This window comes from Ruegeria sp. AA3 (assembly GCF_056542905.1).
The window spans coordinates 244,393-262,210 of record NZ_JBQGAQ010000004.1; the positions used below are offsets into that span (position 1 = coordinate 244,393).

Annotated in this window: 15 protein-coding genes; 14 read left to right on the forward strand and 1 reads right to left on the reverse strand. The window is 58.1% G+C overall.

Annotation, left to right across the window (positions count from 1 at the left end; genetic code table 11):
• The 14 genes from ahbB (ACR0JR_RS09770) to ACR0JR_RS09835 all read left to right on the forward strand — a co-directional run bounded on the left by ahbB (ACR0JR_RS09770) (position 1) and on the right by ACR0JR_RS09835 (position 13,908).
• Positions 1 to 990 (forward strand): siroheme decarboxylase subunit beta, encoded by a 990-nt coding sequence (gene ahbB / locus ACR0JR_RS09770; RefSeq protein WP_480455999.1) that lies wholly within the window; start codon positions 1 to 3, stop codon positions 988 to 990.
• Entirely contained in the window at positions 987 to 1,436 is a 450-nt protein-coding gene (locus ACR0JR_RS09775) for an Lrp/AsnC family transcriptional regulator (RefSeq protein ID WP_480456000.1), read from the forward strand. Before ahbB (ACR0JR_RS09770) ends, ACR0JR_RS09775 begins: the two co-directional genes overlap by 4 nt.
• Positions 1,433 to 1,915, forward strand: coding sequence for a siroheme decarboxylase subunit beta (gene ahbB / locus ACR0JR_RS09780; protein WP_480456001.1), 483 nt, complete (start codon positions 1,433 to 1,435; stop codon positions 1,913 to 1,915). Before ACR0JR_RS09775 ends, ahbB (ACR0JR_RS09780) begins: the two co-directional genes overlap by 4 nt.
• Before the next feature lie 3 nt (positions 1,916 to 1,918).
• On the forward strand, positions 1,919 to 3,133 hold the full coding sequence (nirJ, locus tag ACR0JR_RS09785) for a heme d1 biosynthesis radical SAM protein NirJ (protein ID WP_480456002.1): 1,215 nt from the start codon (positions 1,919 to 1,921) through the stop codon (positions 3,131 to 3,133).
• Positions 3,108 to 4,661: a cytochrome D1 domain-containing protein gene (locus tag ACR0JR_RS09790; RefSeq protein ID WP_480456003.1), complete on the forward strand. Its 1,554-nt coding sequence runs from the start codon at positions 3,108 to 3,110 to the stop codon at positions 4,659 to 4,661. The genes nirJ and ACR0JR_RS09790 overlap by 26 nt, the downstream gene beginning before the upstream one ends.
• The gene (locus tag ACR0JR_RS09795; protein ID WP_480456004.1) at positions 4,618 to 4,881 is read left to right on the forward strand and encodes a hypothetical protein; all 264 of its coding nucleotides are present in this window, start codon (positions 4,618 to 4,620) and stop codon (positions 4,879 to 4,881) included. The genes ACR0JR_RS09790 and ACR0JR_RS09795 overlap by 44 nt, the downstream gene beginning before the upstream one ends.
• 105 nt (positions 4,882 to 4,986) lie before the next feature.
• Positions 4,987 to 5,445: a DUF2946 family protein gene (locus tag ACR0JR_RS09800; RefSeq protein WP_480456005.1), complete on the forward strand. Its 459-nt coding sequence runs from the start codon at positions 4,987 to 4,989 to the stop codon at positions 5,443 to 5,445.
• Positions 5,446 to 5,495: 50 nt separating this feature from the next.
• Positions 5,496 to 7,619 (forward strand): 4Fe-4S binding protein, encoded by a 2,124-nt coding sequence (locus tag ACR0JR_RS09805; RefSeq protein WP_480456044.1) that lies wholly within the window; start codon positions 5,496 to 5,498, stop codon positions 7,617 to 7,619.
• 15 nt (positions 7,620 to 7,634) lie between these two features.
• Positions 7,635 to 9,542, forward strand: a complete 1,908-nt coding sequence (gene nosZ / locus ACR0JR_RS09810) for a TAT-dependent nitrous-oxide reductase (protein ID WP_480456007.1) — start codon at positions 7,635 to 7,637, stop codon at positions 9,540 to 9,542.
• Positions 9,543 to 9,545: 3 nt separating this feature from the next.
• Positions 9,546 to 10,802, forward strand: coding sequence for a nitrous oxide reductase family maturation protein NosD (locus ACR0JR_RS09815; protein WP_319545874.1), 1,257 nt, complete (start codon positions 9,546 to 9,548; stop codon positions 10,800 to 10,802).
• Positions 10,792 to 11,685, forward strand: a complete 894-nt coding sequence (locus tag ACR0JR_RS09820; RefSeq protein WP_319545873.1) for an ABC transporter ATP-binding protein — start codon at positions 10,792 to 10,794, stop codon at positions 11,683 to 11,685. The genes ACR0JR_RS09815 and ACR0JR_RS09820 overlap by 11 nt, the downstream gene beginning before the upstream one ends.
• Positions 11,682 to 12,503, forward strand: coding sequence for an ABC transporter permease (locus ACR0JR_RS09825; RefSeq protein WP_480456008.1), 822 nt, complete (start codon positions 11,682 to 11,684; stop codon positions 12,501 to 12,503). The genes ACR0JR_RS09820 and ACR0JR_RS09825 overlap by 4 nt, the downstream gene beginning before the upstream one ends.
• Entirely contained in the window at positions 12,500 to 13,015 is a 516-nt protein-coding gene (locus ACR0JR_RS09830) for a nitrous oxide reductase accessory protein NosL (protein WP_480456009.1), read from the forward strand. Before ACR0JR_RS09825 ends, ACR0JR_RS09830 begins: the two co-directional genes overlap by 4 nt.
• Complete coding sequence (locus tag ACR0JR_RS09835) at positions 13,012 to 13,908, forward strand: FAD:protein FMN transferase (RefSeq protein WP_480456010.1); 897 nt, start codon at positions 13,012 to 13,014, stop codon at positions 13,906 to 13,908. Before ACR0JR_RS09830 ends, ACR0JR_RS09835 begins: the two co-directional genes overlap by 4 nt.
• A 1,290-nt stretch (positions 13,909 to 15,198) precedes the next feature.
• On the opposite strand, the gene ACR0JR_RS09840 is transcribed toward ACR0JR_RS09835, so the two are convergent.
• Positions 15,199 to 17,331, reverse strand: a complete 2,133-nt coding sequence (locus tag ACR0JR_RS09840) for an alginate lyase family protein (RefSeq protein WP_480456011.1) — start codon at positions 17,329 to 17,331, stop codon at positions 15,199 to 15,201.
• Positions 17,332 to 17,818: the final 487 nt, after the last annotated feature.

Here is a 17,818-nt window from a genome sequence, read left to right on the forward strand (position 1 = left end):
ATGCAGCATATCACCGACCCGATCGACCGCCGTCTTCTGGACGATTTCCAGCGTGATTTTCCCATCGTAGAGCGCCCGTTTCAGGTTCTGGCCAACGCGCTTGGGCTGGAAGAGGCAGAAGTGCTCGACCGTCTTGCGCGGATGCGCAAAACCGGACGCATAACGCGGGTTGGCGCGACGATTGCACCCGGCGCGGTTTCCGCCAGCACGCTGGCGGCCGTGGCGGCTCCGGAAGAACGGCTGGAAGAGGTCGCGGCGCTGATCGATGCGGAACCCGGTGTGAACCACAATTACCAGCGCGAGGATGACTGGAACCTTTGGTTCGTGGCCACCGGCCCGGACCGGGCACATGTGAACGACACCCTCGCCCGGATCTCGCAGCGCTCGGGGCTGCGGGTTCTGGATTTGCGGCTGGTGCGGCCGTTCAACATTGATCTGGGCTTTCGTATGTCGGGCGAGACCCGCAATGCTCCTGGCCCGCGGAAAGTGGATCGTTCAGCCATGCGAGAGGGCGACCGACCCCTGTTGCAGACCCTCAGTTCTGGCCTGTCGCTGGTCTCTGATCCTTATGCTACGCTGGCTCGGACCCTGAACCGCAACACAGAAGACGTAATGGATCGCGTAGCCGCCTTGCACCGGGCCGGGATCGTCTCTCGCCTGGGCGTCATCGTACGCCACCGCGCTTTAGGCTGGTCCGCCAATGCAATGGTGGTCTGGGATATGCCGGCCGAGCAGGTCAGCAGCGCTGGCCCTGCACTGGCAGCGCATCCCGGTGTGACACTGTGCTATGAGCGCAACCCGGTCGAGGATATCTGGCCCTATCGCCTCTATTCCATGATCCATGCGCGTTCGCGCCCTGAGGCAATGGAGGTTCTGGCCGGGGCCGCCGCCTTGCCCGAGCTATTTGGCGCGCAACGCAAAGTGCTGTTCTCGACCCGCTGTTTCAAACAGACCGGCGCATTGATCCAACCGAAGGAGGCCGCCGCATGACGCTCGACGAAACAGACCGCGCGATTCTGAACCGGATGCAGGATGACCTGCCGCTGACAGCGCATCCTTACGCTGCAATTGCCCAGGAAATGGGGATCGCAGAGTCCGACCTATTGACCCGTCTCACACGGATGAAGGACGCGCGCGTAATCACCCGCTTTGGTCCCTTCTTTGACGCTGCTGCGATGGGCGGAGCCTTCTGTCTGTGCGCCATGGCCGTTCCCTCACAGGATTTCGAAAACGTCCTGACCAAAGTCAATGCGCATCCCGAGGTCGCCCATAATTATGAACGCACGCATCGGCTGAACATGTGGTTCGTTCTGGCGACCGAAACACCCGAAGGGATCGCAGCCACGGCCGAGGCTATCGCACGGGAAACAGGGATCGCGGTCCTGCAATTCCCCAAACTTCAGGAATTCTTCATCGGTTTCCGGGTGGCGGCATGATCGACGCAAAAGACAGAGAGATCATCGAGGCGCTGCAAGGCGGCCTGCCCCTTGTGCCAGCCCCCTACGCGCAGGCGGCCGAAGGGTTGGGCTTGGATGAAGAGATTCTGATGTCCCGTCTGGCCGATATGAAGTCGCGTGGCGTCATCCGCCGCATCGCGGCCGCCCCCAACCACTATAAACTGGGGATGACCTCGAACGGCATGACTGTGTGGGATGTCGACGATGACCGCGTCGCTGAATTGGGCGCTCAGATTGGTGCGCTACCCTTCGTCACCCATTGCTATGAACGCCCGCGCGCCCTGCCCGACTGGCCCTACAATCTGTTTGCCATGGTTCACGGATCGGACGCGCAAGAGGTCGAGGACAAGCGCGCCCAGATCACGGCAATCCTTGGCGATGCCTGCCGGGCCAAAGATATCCTCTATTCCACGCGCATCCTGAAAAAGACCGGGCTGCGCCTGAAAAAGAAAGGCTGAGACATGTTCCGCCTGACCGAATACATGCACCAGCTCGTGAAACCGACCCCGGTGCGCAAATGCCGCCCCGGCCCAGTGAAACCGGTGGTGATCTGGAACCTGACACGGCGTTGCAACCTGAAATGCCGCCATTGCTATACCGTCTCGGCGGATGTGGCGTTCCCCGGTGAGCTCAGCCATGAGCAAGCCATGGTAACCCTTGAGGATCTGGGCCAGTTTCGCGTCCCGGCCCTGATCCTCTCGGGTGGGGAACCACTGGACCGGTTCGATTTCTTCGACATCGCCAAACGCGCGCGTGATCTGGTGCCGATGCTAGCACTGTCGACCAACGGCACACGGATTTACGACGAAACTGCCGACATGATTGCCGACGTGGGCTTCAACTATGTTGGCATCTCGCTAGACGGAATCCGGGCCACGAATGACTGGTTCCGAGGTGTCGACGGCGCCTTTGCCGACGCCTTGCGCGGTGTGCGCGAATGCAAGAAACGCGGCATCAAGGTGGGCCTGCGGTTCTGCCTGACCGAAGGCACGCAACATCACCTGCCTGACCTGCTGCAGCTGTGCGATGATGAGGGAGTCGACAAGTTCTATCTGTCTCACCTCGTCTACGCCGGGCGCGGCGACAAAAACCGAGGCGAAGATGCCGAGCACCTGCGCACCCGTAAGGGTCTGGACCTGCTGCTGGAACGTGCGTGGGAGGCTGCGTCTGGCGGTCGTCTGCTGGATATCGTGACCGGCAATAACGACGCCGATGCCGGGTATTTCCTGAACTGGGTCCGGACGCATTTCGACGATGACAAAGCCGCCCATGTGCACGAACATCTGGCCGCATGGGGGGGGAACTCCAGCGGATTGGGTGTGGCTAATATCGACAATCTGGGGCGTGTACACCCCGACACTTATTGGTCCGACTACACGGTCGGCAATGTGAAGACCAAATCGTTCTCAGAGCTTTGGACCGGTGACGACCCGATGCTGGCTATGCTGCGCACCCGCCCGCGTCCTTTGAAAGGGCGTTGCGGAGCGTGCCAGCTGAAAGACGTCTGCGGTGGCAACACCCGCATCCGGGCGCTGCAACTTACTGGTGATCCGTGGGCCGAAGATCCGGCCTGCTATCTGTCGAACGAAGAAATCGGCGTGAATGGCGCGAGCGAGCGCCTGCAGGTCACGCCATTCCGGGGGAAAAGCCATGATCCGGCGCATCAGTTCTTTTGACACTCTGAAAATCGGCACTTTCTGCTCGCTACTGCTGGCGGGCACCGCTTGGGCCGATGCCCCAACTGATTACGCCGAACACTGCGCCTCATGCCATGGCGAGAACCGTCTGGGTGGGGTTGGTCCGGCGCTTATTCCAGAATCGCTGAAACGGATGCGGGGGCCGCGCGTGGCTGCCGTGATCGCCGAGGGGCGCATCGCGACACAGATGCCTGCGTTTTCGCATGAGCTGGATGCTCTGCAGATCGAGGAACTGGCGGGTTGGCTGAAATCTCCGCTGGAAACCAATCCCCAATGGGACGAGGCCGATATCATGGCCAGCCGCACTCTGGACGAGGAATACATTCCAGTCGATGCCCCGGTCTGGGACAGCGACCCGATGAACATCACGCTGGCCGTTGAGACCGGCGATCACCATGTCAGCGTTCTGGATGGGGATACTTTCGAGGTTCTGGACCGGTTCGAAACACCTTTTGCGGTGCATGGCGGGCCGAAGTTCAGCCCGGATGGGCGCTATGTCTTCATCATGTCCCGCGATGGCTGGGTGCAGAAATATGACATCTGGGCGCTGAAACAGGTGGGCCGCGTGCGTGCGGGCTTGAACAGCCGCAACATCGCCATGTCAGGAGACGGCAAGTGGGTGGCCGTGGCGAACTATTTGCCGAACTCTCTGACACTGCTATCCACCGAAGACCTGTCTGTAGCGAAAGTCATTGATGTAAAAAGCAAAAAAGGAAAACCCAGCCGCGTCTCGGCGGTCTATCAGGCACCGCCGCGCGAAAGCTTCGTTCTCGCGCTGAAAGACGTGCCCGAGATTTGGGAAGTATTCTACGGGGCGAACCCGCCGCAATCCGGTTTGGGGCATGACTTCCGCATTGAGGGTCAGTTCAAGAACCCCGATCCCTTCCCGGTGCGCAAGATTACCACGCCGGACTATCTGGACGATTTCTTCTTTGACCAGAGCTATGAATACGTCATGGGTGCCTCGCGCGATGGCAAGGGCGGTCAGGTGATCGATCTGGTGATTGGTCACAAGGTGGCTGATCTGGACCTACCGGGGATGCCTCACTTGGGTTCGGGGATTACCTGGAAACATGGCGATTCCACCGTGATGGCGACGCCGCATCTGACCGATGGCACGGTCTCGGTGATCGACATGGAAACATGGGAAACCGTCAAGCGGATCAAGACCGAAGGGCCGGGGTTTTTCATGCGCAGCCATGAGAATTCACCTTACGTCTGGGCCGATGTGTTCTTTGGGCCGAACAAGGATGCGATGCATGTGATCGACAAGCAAAGCCTTGAAATCGTAAAGACTTTACGCCCTGCGCCGGGCAAGACCGTGGCGCATGTTGAGTTCACCAAGGATGGCAGCCACGCGCTGGTTTCAATCTGGGAAGATGACGGCGCGGTGATCGTCTATGACGCGCAGACGCTGGAAGAGGTCCGCCGCCTGCCCATGCGCAAACCGTCTGGGAAGTACAATGTCTGGAACAAAATCACCTTCTCGGAAGGCACCAGCCACTGAGGGTAAATGGCCGGTCTGGAAACTGGCCATCCTGCTTTATCCGGCCACGGCTCTGACCGTGGCCATCAACCTGTTTCTGGCCGGGCTGATCCTGCACAGCGCTGGATTTGGTGCCATTGGGCCGGTGCCCGCGATCCTGTGGTCGATCCCATTGGGCATACCCGCCGCGTGGTTGGCGGGGCGTTGGGTGCGCGGGTTGATGGATGAGGCAGATGGTTGATTTCAAATGTTAAAATCGAAAATTTCCAGAACCTGACCTAAGTCAAGTATCGCGCCGAGAGAATCCCCTAGAACACGCGGCATAGCTTCCCGAGTCGGAGTCTCCATGCCTGCCCTCGTCCCTTTGCACAATCTCCCTGCCCGTGCGTTTCGCGCGGCGGCTGGGTTGGCGGGCATGCTCCTTCTATTGTTGCAGACCTTTGGACCGGCGCTGGCGAGTCCCGGTGAAAGTGTCTGGGTGGAGATCTGCTCGGAAGGCGGCGCGGTCTGGGTTGAGGTTGACCTTGAGGAGGGCACCGAAGACCCGACCGCGTACTGCCCGAAATGCGCCGATTGCGCGCTGTGCGCTGTCACCAGCGCGGCACCCGTGCCCGAGCTGGCGCAAGTGCCGCAAATCGGAATCTTCCGTGTTGTACAGGTTCAAAGCAGCAAATCTTCCGTGTTGTACAACTCGGATCGGCTGTGGCCCGAAACCCGGGGACCCCCGTGCGCGACCCAAAAAACAACTGAACGCGCCCCGCGCGCGTCCATGGCGTCTACCCTAAGTATCGGAGGTGCGCCGTGATCGTAAGTCGCGCAATCCATTTCCTGCTGGCCCTTGCCCTGTCCTGCCTAATGGCGATCAGTGCCCATGCCGACAGCCTTGCCAGCTTCCTGCCCGAGATTGAACCCGCCGATCTGGCCCCCGGTGCTGATGCCTTCGGGCCGGTACGTGATGACGTTCCGGTTGCCCCTGTCCTGAAGGGCGGCGAGACCGTTGCCTGGGCCTTCCTGACTTCTGACTTCGTGGGCACCACCGGATATTCCGGTAAACCGATCCATGTGGTTGCCGCCATCGATGACGACGCGGTGCTGACCGGTGTGCAGCTGGTCAAACACTCGGAACCCATCGTTCTGATCGGCATCCCGAACTCGAGGATGGTTGAGCTGACCGAAGGCTATGCCGGTCTGGACCTGAAGGTTGAGGCCGAAACCGGTGGCGAGGGGCATGACCTCGACATTATCTCGGGCGCGACAGTGACGATCATGGTGATCGATGACAGCCTCGTGCGTGGTGGGATCAAGGTGGCGCGTGCGCTGGGGCTGGGCGGGTTATCTCCGCTACAGGCAGACGGGCCGAAACGCGAAGTCGATATGGCACAGGATGCTGTTTACGACTGGACCACTTTGTCGGGTGACGGTTCGATACGGCGGCTGACACTGGATGTCGGTCAGGTCAACGCAGCTTTTGAAGCCACTGGCGATCAGCGCGCCATCAAACGCCCTGAACCGGGCGAGCCGGATGACACGTTCATCGACATGCACGTGGCGCTGGTCTCAGTTCCATCGATCGGCAAATCACTGTTAGGCGAGGCCGAATATCAGAACCTTGTCGAATGGCTGGACGAAGGCGAACAGGCCATTCTGGTGCTGGGGCGCGGTGCCTACAGCTTCAAGGGATCAGGGTATGTCCGCGGCGGAATCTTCGACCGGATTCAGCTTATTCAGGGCGACAATTCGGTGCGGTTCTTCGACAAGCAGCAAGAGCGCCTTGGCCGGGTTGCCGCCCCGGATGCGCCCAGTTTCACCGAGCTGGATATCTTCAAGATCCCCGCCGAAGCCGAGTTCAACCCCGCCGAGCCGTTCCGCCTGCAATTGCTGGTGCAACGGGCCGTGGGTGCGGTCGAAAAAACCTTCCTGACCTTCGATCTGGGCTACAAGCTGCCCGAGCAGTATCTGTTGCCAGTCGCAGCCCCCACTGTTGTGGATGACGCCACTGGCGAAGCCGCAGCAAAAGCCGCCTTGTGGAAACGCATCTGGAAGGATCGCACGGTCGAGATTGCCGGTCTGGGCGTCATGTTGTTGGTGCTGACCGCAACCTTCTTCTTCCAGTTCCACGCCACGATGAACGCCCGGGTCTTTTACTGGTTCCGCATCGGATATCTGACCCTGACGCTGTTCTTTATCGGCTGGTACGCCAATGCGCAGCTGAGCGTGGTGAACCTGATGGCTCTGGCGGGCAGCTTGCGCACCGGGTTCTCATGGGACGCCTTCCTGCTGGATCCGCTGGTCTTTATCCAATGGTTTGCCGTGGCCGCTGCCCTGCTGTTCTGGGGACGCGGGGCCTATTGCGGCTGGCTGTGCCCATTTGGTGCGCTGCAAGAACTGACCAACAAGATCGCTCGCGCGCTGAAAGTGCCACAATGGACACTGCCATGGGGGCTGAACGAACGTCTGTGGCCTGCGAAATACATGATCTTCCTTGGCCTCTTCGGGCTCAGCTTTGTCTCGATCCCGCTGGCTGAGACCTATGCCGAGATCGAGCCGTTCAAGACCGCCATCATTCTGAAATTCTTGCGCGACTGGCCCTTCGTTGTCTTTGCGCTGACCCTGCTGGGGATCGGGCTGTTCATCGAACGGTTCTATTGCCGCTACCTCTGCCCGCTGGGTGGAGCGCTGGCGATCCCCGCCCGAATTCGCATGTTCGACTGGCTGCGCCGCTACAAGGAATGCGGCAGCCCCTGTCAGACCTGCGCCAACGAATGCCCCGTTCAGGCAATCCACCCAACTGGTGAGATCAACCCGAACGAGTGCGTCACCTGCCTGCATTGTCAGGTGCTCTACCAGTCCGAGGACAAATGTCCCGTCGTTATCCGCCAGCTTAAGCGGCGGGCCAAGACAGGGTCGGTCAACCTCAAGACCCCCCTCGGGCAACCACCGGCGAACCATCCGAACGCCAAACCGCAATCCGTTTCCTAAAAAGGAGGAACGATCATGTCGGAACAAGACAACAAACTGAATATCACCCGCCGCGGGATGCTGGGGGCAACCGCCACCGGTGCCGTGCTGGCCGGGACCGGTCTGGGTTCGACCCTGATGACCGCGAAACAGGCCAGCGCTGCGGCCAATGCCAACCTGGAGCCCGGTGAGCTGGACGAATATTACGGCTTCTGGTCCTCGGGTCAGACCGGTGAATTGCGCATCCTGGGCTTCCCGTCCATGCGCGAGCTGATGCGGGTGCCGGTGTTTAACCGTTGCTCTGCAACCGGTTGGGGTCAGACCAATGAGTCTCTGAAGATCATGACCGATGGTCTGCTGCCGGAAACCAAGGAATTCCTCGCCAAGCGCGGCATGAAAACCTATGACAACGGCGACCTGCACCACCCGCACATGTCGTTCACCGACGGGACCTATGACGGCCGTTACCTGTTCATGAACGACAAGGCCAACACCCGCGTTGCCCGTGTGCGTTGCGATGTGATGAAATGCGACAAGATCACCGAGATCCCGAATGCCAAGGCGATCCACGGTCTGCGTCCGCAGAAATTCCCGCGCACCGGCTATGTCTTTGCCAATGGTGAAGATGAAACGCCGCTGGTCAATGATGGCACCGTGCTGGACGATCCATCGCAATACGTGAACATCTTCACCGCGCTGGACGGTGACACCATGGAAGTTGCCTGGCAGGTGATCGTGTCGGGTAACCTCGACAATACCGACTGCGATTATCAGGGCAAATACGCCTATTCGACCTCGTACAACTCGGAAATGGGTATGAACCTGGCCGAGATGACCGAGAACGAACTCGACCACGTTGTTGTTTTCAACCTCGCGGAAATCGAAAAAGGCATCGAAGCCGGCGACTATCAGGAACTGAAAGGCGTCAAGGTTCTGGACGGCCGTAAGGGTCAGAACAAGAAGTACACCCGCTACATTCCGATCCCGAACTCGCCGCACGGTATCAACACCGCGCCTGACGGCAAGCACGTCTGCATCAACGGTAAGCTGTCGCCCACCGTGTCGATCATGGACGTGACCAAGCTGGACGCCCTGTTCGAAAGCGATGCCGATCCGCGGTCGTGCATCGTGGGTGAGCCGCAGCTGGGTCTTGGCCCGCTTCACACCGCGTATGACGGTCAGGGCAATGCGTTTACCACGCTGTTCCTCGACAGCCAGATCGTGAAGTGGAACATGGACAAGGCGATCCGCGCCTATGCGGGTGAGGATGTCGATCCGATTATCTCGAAGGTCGATGTTCACTATCAGCCGGGTCACAACTCGACTTCCATGGGTGAAACCAAGGATGCTGACGGCAAGTGGCTGATTTCGATGAACAAGTTCTCGAAAGACCGCTTCCTGAACGTGGGTCCGCTGAAGCCCGAGAACGAACAGCTGATCGACATCTCATCGGATGAGATGAAGGTGGTTCACGACGGGCCAACCTTTGCCGAGCCGCATGACTCGATCATCGTTCGCAGCGACATCGTTAACCCGGTCAACGTGTGGGACCGCAACGACGTCACATGGGAAGACGCCCGCAAACAGGCCGAAGCCGATGGCATCGATCTGGAAGAAGGTGCCGAGGAACCGATCCGGGATGGCAACAAGGTGCGGGTCTACATGACATCGCAGGCCCCGACCTTCAGCCTTGAGAAGTTCACCGTCAAACAGGGCGACGAGGTAACAATCTACGTCACCAACCTGGATGACGTGGATGACGTGACCCACGGCTTCTGCCTGGGCAACTACGGCATCGCCTTCGAGATCGGACCGATGGCAACCGCGTCGATCACCTTCACCGCTGACCGTCCGGGCGTGCACTGGTTCTATTGCCAGTGGTTCTGCCACGCGCTGCACATGGAAATGCGCGGCCGGATGCTGGTCGAGCCGCAGGGAGCATAACCCATGCGTTGGCCCCTGCTCATACCGCTCCTGCTCGGCTCGCCCCTTTGGGCGGCGGACTGGGATGTGCCCAATCGGGCGGGGGCCATTAATGAATTCCTGGCGCAGGCGGCGGATGGGGACACCCTCCGCCTGAGCCCCGGTGTCTACACCGAAACACTGGTTCTGGACCGGCCCGTAACCCTCGACGGGCTGGGACAGGCCACCATTGACGGACAAGGTAACGGCAGCGTCATCACCGTGACCGGGCCGGGCGTGACTGTGCGCGGTCTGACAGTGATCGGCTCCGGCTCAAGCCATGAGGGGATCGACAGTGGCATCCAGCTGACCAAAACAGCTATGGCGCCCGTGGTCGAGGATAACGTGCTGCTGGGCAACCTCTACGGCGTCGACATTCACGGGGCCAAAGACAGTATCGTACGCGGCAACCGGATCGAAGGACGTTTGGATCAGCGGATGAATGACCGCGGCAATGGCGTCTATGTCTGGAACGCGCCGGGTGCGGTGGTTGATGGCAATGACATCCGTTACGGGCGCGACGGGATTTTTGTGAACTCGTCCAAAAAGAACACCTTCACCAACAACCTGTTCCGCGATCTGCGCTTTGCAGTGCACTACATGTATGCCGACAATTCGATCGTCAGCGACAACGTCTCGATCGGCAATGATCTGGGCTATGCGGTGATGTTCACCACCAATGTGACTGTGGCCAACAACGTCTCGATCGGCGACCGCGAACACGGCGTGATGCTGAACTACGCCAACAAGAGCACCATCACTGGAAACGTTGTGAAAGGCGCCAAGGAAAAATGCACCTTCCTCTATAACTCGAACAAGAACGAATTCACCGATAACTGGTTCCAAGGCTGCGGTATCGGCATCCACTTTACCGCTGGCAGCGAGCGTAATCGCATCGTTGGCAACTCATTCATCGGGAACCGGACGCAGGTGAAATACGTCTCGACCAAATGGGTCGAATGGTCCGAGGACGGGCGTGGCAATTACTGGTCTGATTTTGCCGCCTATGATGTGGATGGCAACGGCATTGCCGATGCCCCCTATCGCCCCAATGACAGTATGGACCATGTGCTGTGGACCCAACCCGCAGCCAAATTGTTGCTCGGCTCCCCTGCCGTGCAGCTGGTGCGCTGGTCTCAATCGGCCTTCCCGGCGCTGTTGCCGGGGGGTGTGATGGACAGCAACCCATTGATGCAAGCCCCTGAACCCTCAGCTATGAAAAAGGTGCCTCATGACGGATAAGGCCCTGTCAATCGACCATGTTCTCAAGGACCGTGGAAAAACCCGCGTTCTTGACGATATCACACTGTCTCTTGCCCCCGGCCAGCGCGTTGCGCTGCTGGGGCATAACGGCGCGGGCAAGTCGACCCTGATCAAATCCATCCTCGGCCTGACGCCGATCCATGGCGGCGCCATTCGGATCGGGGACGCCACCCCCGGTAGCGCTCAGGCACGGCGCGAGACGGCCTATCTGCCCGAGGCGGTGTCATTTCATCCCGCGCTAACCGGGCGTGAGCAGTTGACGCTGTTTGCGCAGCTTTCAGGCGCAAAAGCTGATGTGCCCGGATTGCTGGATCGTGTCGGCCTGAGCGACGCTCTGGACCGTCGGATCGGAACCTATTCCAAAGGCATGCGGCAACGTCTGGGTCTGGCGCAGGTGCTGTTGGGTCAACCGAAAGTGGCTTTGCTGGATGAACCGACAAGCGGGCTGGACCCGATCTCGCGGCAAGATCTTTATGCCATTATCGACGAACTGGCTGCCCAAGGCACCGCCGTTCTGATTGCCTCACACGCGCTGACCGAGGTCGAGGCGCGCACCGACCGGATCGCCATCATGCGCAAGGGTCGGATGGTGGCCGACGACACGCTGACCAACCTGTCGGCGCTGGCCGGTCTGCCGATCCGCCTGAAAGTCCGCGCCAGCGCCAATCCAGATGTGCTGGCCGCTGAACTGGGCGGCAGCCGGATCAATGGGGCATCCGTTGAATTGCTCTGCACACCCGAAGACAAGATGGAGGCCCTGCGCCGGATCGCCGGACTGGGCGATGCGGTAGCAGATGTGGAAATGACCCCGCCCAAGCTGGAAGACCTCTATCGCCACTACGCTCAGGAGGATTTGCAATGACCCGCTTCCTCGCCATCACCCGGACCGAGATGCTGATCCTGCGCCGCAACCGCTGGCTGCTGGTCGCAACGCTGATCATGGTTCTGTTCGCCTTGGCGCTGACCTTTGCAGGCAGCGCGCCCACCGGCACGCTGGGGGTCGACATGCTGACCATTTCGGTCGCGTCGATGACCACACTGTCGGTCTACCTTGCCCCGCTGCTGGCGCTGATGATTGCCTTTGACGCCATCGCGGGCGACGTGGATCGCGGCAGCCTTTCACTGCTGCTGTCTTACCCGGCAGGACGCGGAGAAATCCTGTTGGGCAAGTTCACCGCCCATCTGGCCGCGCTGGCCTTTGCCATGACCATCGGTTTCGGCACCGCAGGCGCGGTGGCAGCCTTCTTTGGCGGCGCGGGGCCAGAGAGCCTGATGGCGCTGATCCGCCTTATCCTCACATCCATCCTGCTGGGCGCTGTCTTTCTGGCGCTTGGATACCTGTTGTCCGCCCTGGCAAAGGGGGCCACGGCGGCGGCAGGTTTGTCGGCCGGGCTCTGGCTGGTTTTTGTCGTCCTCTATGATCTTGGGCTGTTGGGAGCCGTCGTCATGGACAAGGGCGGCACTTTCACCCAATCCGTCTTTCCTTGGGTGATGGTAGCCAACCCGGCCGACGCATTCCGTCTGTGGAACATCGCCGCGACCGAGGGCGTCGCTATGGCATCCGGCATGACCGGGGCGGCGCAGGCGCTGCCGGTCTGGGCTGCACCCGTCTCACTGTTGATCTGGCCAGTGCTGGGCTTCGCCCTTGCGCGGCTAGCGTTCCGGAGGGTTGAGCCATGAAACGCCTCGTCCTGATCGCGCTGGTCGCGCTGGCGGCCTGCAAGGAAGAGATCGCCGAGGCCCCTGACCCGGTTGACCTCACCCCCGATGCGCTGAGCTATTTCTGCCAGATGAACATCGCCGAACACGGCGGGCCCAAAGGTCAGATTCATCTGGAAGGCTATCCTGCGCCCTTGTTCTTTGCGCAGGTGCGCGACATGCTGGCCTATCTGAAAGGCCCTGAACGCGATGCCAAGATCACCGCTATTTACGTCAGCGACATGGGTGTCGCCCCCAGCTGGGGGCAGCCGGGGATTTCAAACTGGATCGCTGCTGATGACGCGACCTTTGTCGTCGGCGCAGATGTCGCCGGAGGCATGGGCGCGCGCGAGGTCGTCCCGTTTGCGGAACCCGCCGAGGCCGAGGCGTTTATCCTGCGCTATGGCGGGTCCGCTTTGCCCCTGCCCGAGATCCCCGACGCCGAAGTCCTTGGACCCGTTGATCTGGACTTGATTCTGGAGACCCCCGCATGACCCTTGTGACTCGCCGCCGCTTCTTGAGCATCTCAGCCGCCTGCGCCGCCATGCCCGCAGCTGCCAGCAGTTCGGCCCAATGGCGCGGCATCGCGCTGGGCGCACCTGCCAACCTGCGTCTTGAAGGCCTGACGGATGTACAGGCCGCACCGATCTTTGGGGCTGTCGAGTCCGAATTGAACCGGCTTGAGGATATCTTCAGCCTCTACCGACCACATTCGCAGATCAGCCAGTTGAACCGCACCGGTCACTTGAATGCACCTGCGCCTGAGCTGCTGGAGGTGCTGAGCCTGTGTTCCGCGCTTCACGAAGCCTCGGGCGGGGCGTTTGATCCGACGATCCAGCCGCTCTGGCTGGCGCTGGCCAGCGGAGCGGAGCAGCCAATAGTGGAACGCGCGCATGCAACGATCGGATGGAACAACGTGCATGTCGGTACGGATGAAATCCGCCTGCCATATCCCAGACATTCGGCGATCACGTTGAACGGGATTGCGCAAGGTGCGATCACCGACCGGATTGTTGCTTTGCTGCGGTCCTTCGATCTGCGCAATGTATTGGTGGATATGGGTGAGGTCGCCGCTCTTGGCCAGCGATACACTAGCGAACCATGGCGCGTGGGGCTGGCCGCCCCCGATGGCAAGGTGGCCAAACGAATCAGGCTTCAGGATCGAGCTGTCGCAACCTCAGCGCCCGGCGGTACGATGTTACAGGGCAAACATGGCCATATCCTGAACCCGAAAGGGCACAAAGTTATGCAACACGCAGTATCAGTATCCGCGGCGCGGGCCGTTGTTGCCGATGGGCTATCAACCGCCCTTTGCCTGACTCCGGATAGCGGAGCAAACGCGCTGGCGTCGCGGTTTCCAGGGGCAAAAATCGAGATGCTACTCTGAGCCACAAGAGCGGCGGGCACCTCAAAAATATCTAGCGCTCGCTTTGGGGTGCCCCGTTATGGTCGGGATATTCAGTGAATGGTTTTGTTGGAGAATTATGTTCGCCAATGTGAATTGATTTTGACGGCTGGCCAGTGAGATGGAGGGGTTTGCGCCGATCAACGAACCGCATTGTATTGATGCTTTAGCCAAGTTCCCCGAGGAGGCACGCCAACATCGAGCTATGATTTCCTCGAGTGAATATTGCAAGCACAGTGACTGAAAGAGAGTTCCTCCAACCGCCCTTAAGCGTCTAATAGGGTTAAGTTTTTTCAAACACTTTTTACTCATTGAAATGCGCCGAGTAGCAGATTGTTGGCGCATTTCCTCAAATATTTGCATCGATCCGAACGAAGGCGCTGTGCGCTTGAGGCGGACGAAGATCAGTAGATCTGCACGATTACAACCTACAAAGTTCCGAAATCGCGCGAATTGTTAACGCAATGTTAACGATGCGTTTTCGATCCATTCAAAGACATTCCGGCATACTAACAGTATGTTATGTCGCCGACGATTATACGGCACCTGCCAAACTTTCTAGATTGGAAGACCCGATGTTAAACTTCTCTCTAAACTTCACGGTTGCCTCAATTGGGATTTTTTCTGGCTTTCTAACAATATATGCTTATTTGTGATCGGCTCAGGAACTGATGTTCGAACCCTCAACCCCAAACAGTGCAGCCGTAAATGCATACCGGCTGAAACGTTCCAATTCGGAATATGACGTAGCGATGTGGGCAGCTTGCGCTTTAATGGCGCTGCACAAAGACGAGCCAGCCGTATTGCAAGAATATGCATGTCTCTGGGCGAGCAGAGCGAAATTAGACGGATCAAAAAGAAGTCACTCAGAGCAGTCATAAAGTGGACAGCCCGGCGATCAAAAGGCAACAATCTTAATGGACTAAAATTCCGCCTCAAAGCTAAATATCTGAGGCTAAGCTGTGACCCTGCTCCTGGATCCCGATCGTTTGGACGTAAAAGCCGTTTCTGCCTCTTCGTATTGATTGAATTGTGGTCCATGTCTGCTAATCAGTACCACTGAATAACTCAAACGAAGCAAGCATGAGGTACGCTGAGATTCGCCTAATAATCTGAAACTAGCCCGCCAACAAAAGTGCGCGCTCGCTTTGTGATATGGTCGATCCTGCAGTTTTTGATGATCTTTCGCGTTTTGGCGAGATTGCAGCTGTCGGCAATACTGCAAGCTCCTTTCCTGACGCAGCATTTGAGGATGCGCTAGTTACTTTTTTCTCAGCGCCCTAGCCTTGTCAAACGCCAGAACGGGGCAACCCCATCATGAGGAAAGAAACTGACAGGCCCATCACTTTCCGCGCGCCCAAGTATATCCTCACCTGTTTGGTTCTTCAGTGTCTCATTCAAAGGTAGCAATCTATTGCTGTCGAATGGCTTGATCTGGGGGTGCTCCCAGTTTTGCTTTGACAGCATCAACATGCGGCGTAGTCCAACCCGCACCCTCTCGCCAGCTTCACTCTGCCAAGGGCGCAGCCCTGCAGCTGAAAGATGGTCGAACAGGTTAACCCAACTCTGTAAATTGAAAGCCCAATAGTGCTGCGTCAGTGTGCGCTGCAGTTCGTGCGGTTGATCTCCATCAGGGGTGATCGTAGAAATGGCTCGAGCTTGCGCTCGTAAGTCGAGGGCTTGCAGATAATCATCTTTTTCCAGAAATGCGGCAAGACTGGCGGCCTGCAAGTCATAGCATGTCCCGTGGTTGTTGGCTGCTCTGCATTCTTGGCGACCTTGCACGCTATCAGTGAACCAATCAAAGAACTCCGCGCTCCACTCTTTCATGCGGTCGGTTATGTGCGAATCTCTAAGAATCCGAACCGCATCAAGAAGAAAATAAAAATCTTTGGTTTCTATAACCCCATGGGCAGCCCCCATGTTACCCTGGTGACCCAGCCGAACCTGCGCATAAGAAAGGTTGGGCTTCATGCCAGTTTCAGCGTCCAGGAACCACGTCCTCAGAATTGAGCAGGCGTGTGCGTGGAAGCTCGGATCGGCGTCTTGTAATGTACTCGCTAATGCAAGGGCTGTGGTGTCGTCGAAGACGCGTTGTAAACGAGTTCGATCGAAGCGGCCACTCTCTGGTTCATAAAGTTCCGTGCCCGGCAGTCGTTCACCGTCGCGCCTGACATAGGGCAAGCCATCTTTCGAATTTGGGTTCGGCCACCAATATGGCGCCGGATGGAAATAGTCGCGAAGATCGCCAGAGGGGCCGGGCTCGGGTTTTTGCGTAACCGAAAATGGGCCTCGGCCTAACGCCTGCTGTGCGGCCTCCCGAACAGCTGCCCAATCTTCTGACTGAGCCGGATCAGCCGTGGTCAGGTCATAAGATAGGGCTTGGTCCTGCGCGAACGTCGCACGGACTGGGCGCGCCGACAACATGTCCAAAGTCGAACGGATCGCAGAAGCGCGTGCGAGACCACGGTTAACAAATGCCTTCCGATCAGCCTGTTCAAGGTGGGCTTTTCCTGACGCCAGCCGCGCGACCCAACCGGCTTGCCCGACCCGATGACCATCAGGGTGAACTCGGCGTGGCGGAATGTCGAAATCTTCCACAGGCCATCGCGTCCACGGACCCTCGATACCAAGATGCATGAAAAGCTCAACCTTTGGACGACGACCATAGGGAAGGTCCTCGTTGAACCTCAATGGTGCATCGCATCGAAAAACCAATTGGGGCTCTTCTTCCGCAGAAAAGGTATTGTTAGGTTCCAGCAAATCTTGATTGTTGGTGATCCTTGCCATTGGAACAACAAAATATCGCTTGTCCCGGGCCTCTAAGATGTTCGAATGCAGCCGCGCCCATCCTGAGGACGTAAGGAAGCAATTCCCATCAAAAGGCAGCGCCCACTTGCCGTATTCCAGACAAAACTCGAGAGCTGCATTTCGTGCACCGTTGTTGTGCATCACATAGTTATTGCGGGCGCGGTAAGCCTGCATAACCGCCTGCGTCGTGCGCGTACTGGTTGAATCTATTTCAAGATGTCCGTCGTAGAACATATCAGGCTGTTTGAACGTATCGAAGCTGTAACCGATAGACTGATATTCTTCTGGATCGAAGGCGATACGTCGATAGGTCTGCCCTCGTTCCTCAAGCAAGCTGATAATCTTTGCTTCAGTCTCCGCGTTAAATATCCTGTTGAGCAACCATAACTTTTTTACGCCCTCGAATTCTGGTTCATTGTCTAAAATAAAGCGCACATTTGAGAGGCTTTGGCCAACCTTGTGCCTTGGCTCGAGATCGTTGCCGACAATCCGACAGAGCGCGAATGTATCCGCCAAATCGTTGATCTCAGATTCCAGTTTTGGATCAATGGGCTCTTGTTTCACATCACGCAGAGTACCGCTGATGTCACCCATCCGCTGCACGCTGAAAGAAGTGTTGATGCGGTTGCGCCTAATGTCTCGCCGATATCGGTGCAGCCTGTACAGCAGGTAGAGAGGGAACAAAGCTATGATCGATATTCGAATTAGCGGGGAGCTTCGCTTGAAGTCGTGTATAAATTGTTCAAGCAAAGCTTGTCTCCTGTAAGTTCGCCTTGGTACGCATATTGGCTTTGTTTGATCTCAACAACCAATTCAAAGACGGGCGTGCGCTCATGATTGGCTCGGCTCTTCTGAGCCTTTGTTCGCAGGAGTGCCCCACTTGATGTGTTTGTGTGTTTGTGTGTTTGAATGCACGCTTGTTTTTGATGTAGCAAGCGGCGTTGCTGAATTGTTGGTTTCTTAATTTTGTACCTTTCTCTGATGGGGACTTTATCGCGCCCGAAGTAGATATCGTCGGGTATATATTAATAAGGCTCTCGTGGTTGTGCTCGATATTATGGGAATTGACGAAAGAGTCGAA

Coding starts and splice junctions, on each gene's coding strand:
- ahbB (WP_480455999.1), top strand. CDS start 1: ATGCAGCATATCACCGACCCGATCGACCGCCGTCTTCTGGACGATTTC.
- ACR0JR_RS09775 (WP_480456000.1), top strand. CDS start 987: ATGACGCTCGACGAAACAGACCGCGCGATTCTGAACCGGATGCAGGAT.
- ahbB (WP_480456001.1), top strand. CDS start 1,433: ATGATCGACGCAAAAGACAGAGAGATCATCGAGGCGCTGCAAGGCGGC.
- nirJ (WP_480456002.1), top strand. CDS start 1,919: ATGTTCCGCCTGACCGAATACATGCACCAGCTCGTGAAACCGACCCCG.
- ACR0JR_RS09790 (WP_480456003.1), top strand. CDS start 3,108: ATGATCCGGCGCATCAGTTCTTTTGACACTCTGAAAATCGGCACTTTC.
- ACR0JR_RS09795 (WP_480456004.1), top strand. CDS start 4,618: ATGTCTGGAACAAAATCACCTTCTCGGAAGGCACCAGCCACTGAGGGT.
- ACR0JR_RS09800 (WP_480456005.1), top strand. CDS start 4,987: ATGCCTGCCCTCGTCCCTTTGCACAATCTCCCTGCCCGTGCGTTTCGC.
- ACR0JR_RS09805 (WP_480456044.1), top strand. CDS start 5,496: ATGGCGATCAGTGCCCATGCCGACAGCCTTGCCAGCTTCCTGCCCGAG.
- nosZ (WP_480456007.1), top strand. CDS start 7,635: ATGTCGGAACAAGACAACAAACTGAATATCACCCGCCGCGGGATGCTG.
- ACR0JR_RS09815 (WP_319545874.1), top strand. CDS start 9,546: ATGCGTTGGCCCCTGCTCATACCGCTCCTGCTCGGCTCGCCCCTTTGG.
- ACR0JR_RS09820 (WP_319545873.1), top strand. CDS start 10,792: ATGACGGATAAGGCCCTGTCAATCGACCATGTTCTCAAGGACCGTGGA.
- ACR0JR_RS09825 (WP_480456008.1), top strand. CDS start 11,682: ATGACCCGCTTCCTCGCCATCACCCGGACCGAGATGCTGATCCTGCGC.
- ACR0JR_RS09830 (WP_480456009.1), top strand. CDS start 12,500: ATGAAACGCCTCGTCCTGATCGCGCTGGTCGCGCTGGCGGCCTGCAAG.
- ACR0JR_RS09835 (WP_480456010.1), top strand. CDS start 13,012: ATGACCCTTGTGACTCGCCGCCGCTTCTTGAGCATCTCAGCCGCCTGC.
- ACR0JR_RS09840 (WP_480456011.1), bottom strand. CDS start 17,331: ATGGGTGACATCAGCGGTACTCTGCGTGATGTGAAACAAGAGCCCATT.